The 3,236-nt window shown below is 74.8% G+C and carries 4 protein-coding genes; 2 read left to right on the forward strand and 2 right to left on the reverse strand.

Going from position 1 to position 3,236, the window contains the following annotated elements; genetic code table 11:
* The coding region (locus F8271_RS30645) for a hypothetical protein (RefSeq protein ID WP_151493278.1) at positions 1-879 on the reverse strand (879 nt) is incomplete at its 3' end.
* A 24-nt stretch (positions 880-903) separates the two neighbouring features.
* Positions 904-1,425 carry a VOC family protein gene (locus tag F8271_RS30650; RefSeq protein WP_151493279.1) on the reverse strand — a complete coding sequence of 174 codons (522 nt, stop codon included), beginning with the start codon at positions 1,423-1,425 and terminating at the stop codon, positions 904-906.
* A 49-nt stretch (positions 1,426-1,474) separates the two neighbouring features.
* Here F8271_RS30650 and F8271_RS30655 point away from each other — a divergent pair, with 49 nt between their 5' ends.
* Both F8271_RS30655 and F8271_RS30660 read left to right on the forward strand, forming a co-directional pair.
* Positions 1,475-1,936 carry a MarR family winged helix-turn-helix transcriptional regulator gene (locus F8271_RS30655; protein WP_151493281.1) on the forward strand — a complete coding sequence of 154 codons (462 nt, stop codon included), beginning with the start codon at positions 1,475-1,477 and terminating at the stop codon, positions 1,934-1,936.
* A gap of 57 nt (positions 1,937-1,993) precedes the next feature.
* Positions 1,994-3,236 (forward strand): tetratricopeptide repeat protein (locus tag F8271_RS30660; protein ID WP_151493280.1); only part of this gene is annotated, 1,243 nt, incomplete at its 3' end.

Genomic DNA, 3,236 nt, shown 5'->3' on the forward strand with positions numbered 1-3,236 from the left:
CGTTGGGGTGATGATCTCGTCGCCGGCTAGTCGGCCCGTCTCGCGGTCGCGGCGCAGGTCGCCCGCCTCGAGCAGATCGGCCAGCGCCCGGTTGGTGTCGGCGGCCCGGTAGACGGTCGCGGTCAGGGTGTGTCGGCGCAGCTCGGTGACCGGCCGTGGCCCGCCCGCGCGCAGCTCGGCCAGCAGCTCGTGGGCCAGCGAAGCGAGATCGGGATCGCCGACCACGTCGACCGTCGTGCCGGTCGGGTCGAGCGGGTCGCGGTAGCGCGCGCCCAGGTCCGCGCCGACCGCCCAGAGCGCCTCGCGCACCGCCTCCAGACTCCGGTCGGAGCGGCTGCCGAACGCGATGACACCGGCGGCCCCGCTGTCCGGCAGCACCAGAGCCACCTCGGCGACCAGGGGGAAGCCGGCGGAGACGAGCACATCCCGGGCGCTGCCGTTTGTGTGCAGCAGCACCTCGCCGGTCCGGCCGTTGGCCGCGGCGGTGAGCAGCTTCGGCGTCACCGCGCCGGGCACGTCCACGAAGGAGAACAGCGGCGCGCCGGCCGCCCCGGCGGCCTTCACCGCGACCGGCAGCCGGTACGGGTCGCCGGGCAGCAGGTGCACGGTGACCTCGGCGGGTAGCTCCGCCTCGATCGGGCCGAGTCGGGCCGGCAGGTCGGCGGCGCCGTCGGCCAGCACCAGCACCGTCACCTGCCGGCCGCGCGCCTGGTCGCCGTGCGCGGCGACCAGGCGAAGTGCGGCCTCCGCGCTGCCCGCGTCGACGCCGGCGAGAGCGACGGTGGCTCGGCGGGAGCGGTGCAGGGCCGCGGGCAGCCAGGTCGTCAACTGGCGGACCAGCAGCTCGCGGAGGAAATCAGTGGTCCGGTCGGTCGGCATCGGTCCGTTCTACCGCATGCCTGCTCAGGCCGGGACGGAGATCCCCACCCCGCCGCGGGTCTGCCCGCCGTAGCGCCGCCGCTCGGCGTCCAGGTCGAGTCGACCGATCTGCTTGCGGGCGGCCAGTGCGGCGTCGTCGAGCAGGTCGGCCGGGATCAGCCAGACCACCTCGAACTCCAGGCCGTCCGGGTCCTTGCCGTAGAGGCTCTTGGTGGTGCCGTGGTCGGAGGTGCCGACCAGGGCGCCCGCGGCGACGAGCCGCTCGGCTGTCGCGGCCAGCTCGTCGAGGGTGTCGACCTCCCAGGCCAGGTGGTAGAGGCCGACGGTGGCCCGTCCGGCGGTCGACCGACCGGCGCCGGCGCCGATCTCGAACAGGCCGAGGTCGTGGTCGTTGGTGGAGTCCGGAGCCTGGAGGAAGGTGGCGCCCCGGAAGCCGTCCGGGGTCATCGCCACCGGGCGGAAGCCCAGCACGTCCCGGTAGAAGGCGACGCTGCGGGCGAGGTCGCTGACGTAGAGGACCGCGTGGTTGAGCCGGTGGATACCCATGACCTCACAGTAGCGCCGTTTAGTTGAGCGTTCAACCATCGCGGGTATGATGGCCGTCATGACCCGCTGGCTGGACCCCGACGAGCAACGCACGTGGCGCGCGTACCTCGCCGCCTCCCGGGCGCTGATGGACACGCTCGACCGCGAGCTGCAACGCGACGCCGGCATGCCGCACGCCTACTACGAGATCCTGGTCCGGCTCTCCGAGACCCCCGGCCGCCAACTGCGGATGAGCGACCTGGCCCAGGCGGCGGGGTCGTCGCGCAGCCGGCTCTCGCACGCCGTGGCCCGCCTGGAGGCCGCCGGATGGGTACGCCGCGAGGAGTGCCCCACCGACCGCCGAGGGCAGATCGCGGTGCTCACCGACGAGGGATTCGCCACCCTCGCCGCCGCCGCACCCGGCCACGTCGAGGGGGTACGCCGGCACCTGTTCGACGCGTTGAGCCCGACCCAGGTCGACCAACTGCGCCGGATCAGCGAGACGTTGGCCGAGCACCTGACGACATCCTGACCGATCGACACCGCCGTGGGTCTTGTACTTACCGTCGTCGGATGAGCACGATGGGGCGTGCCCTCCGGCTTCGGCGAACTGACTGATCAGGCGCACCACCTCGTCTCCTCCGGTGACCTGGCGGGCGCGCAGCGGCTGCTCTCCGACGCGCTCACCGACGCCGACCCCCGGCCGGCCAACGCCACCGAAGAGTTGGCCGAGGCCGCCAGCCTCCAGGCGCGGGTGCTGGTCGCCCTCGGCGAGCCGCACTCCGCCCGTGGCTGGGCCGCCTTCGCGTACGCGGCCACCACCCGGCTGCACGGCCGATCCGACCCGCGTACGGTCGCCGCGGCGGCGACCCTGGCCGCGGTGCTGCACCGGGTCGGCAGCCACTCGCGAGCCGCCCGGCTCTACCAGGAAGTCATCATCGAGCTGACCGCGCAGGACGGGCCCGAGTCGCTGCGGGTGCTCGCCGCGCACGCCGACCTGGCCACCGTCGAGTACGCCCGCGGCCAGTGCACGGTGGCTCGCGACCGACTCCAGGACGCCTGGGAGCTGCACCGCGAGGTGTACGGCGACGGGCACCCCAGCGGCATCAAGATGCTGGCCCGGCTCGGCGCGATGCAGCGCGACTGTGGCCAGTTCGCCGAGGCTCACGACAATCTGGCGCTGGCCCGTGAGCTGTGCCGGCAGCACCTGCCCGCCGACGATCCCCTGGCCGTGCAGGTGGCGGCGCTGGCCCGGGCGGCCGCGAACCCCGACCACGTCTGCGCCGACGAGCCGTCCACCCCCCGGGACGCCCCGACGGTGCCGGCGGCCCGCGTCCCCCCGCTCGACGACCGGCCGGTCGACTCCGGCTACCACCCGCCCCACCACGCCGGATCGACGGCGGCGGGCGGGACGGTTCCGAACCCGCGCACACCCTCCGACGAGCCGGGCGACGCCACCTGGCCACCCGAGCCGGCCAGAGAGTCCGTGTCCCCGTCCAGCGAGGCGCCGGTCCCGCCGTCGGTCGTCGGGCTGGCCGGGGCGACGCAGGAGCAGTCCGGGGTGTACCGGCTGCACCGCCCCACCGCCGACCCGTACGCGCCGCTCGAACCGTACACGCCGTCGCGCCTGCTGCCGGTACCCGTGCACCGGGCCCCGCCGCCGCCCCGCAACCGCCTGGTGCCGGTGCTGGTGGCCGGCGTGGTCGTGGTGCTGCTCGGCGCGCTCGGCTTCGTGCTGCAACGGACCGTCGACACCGAGGCGTTCCGGACCGCCGACGCGGTCGCGCTGCTCGCCGCCGAGGACGCGCTGCCCGATCCGCTGCCGGTGGCCG

This window comes from Micromonospora sp. ALFpr18c (assembly GCF_008868155.1).
Classification (GTDB): domain Bacteria; phylum Actinomycetota; class Actinomycetes; order Mycobacteriales; family Micromonosporaceae; genus Micromonospora.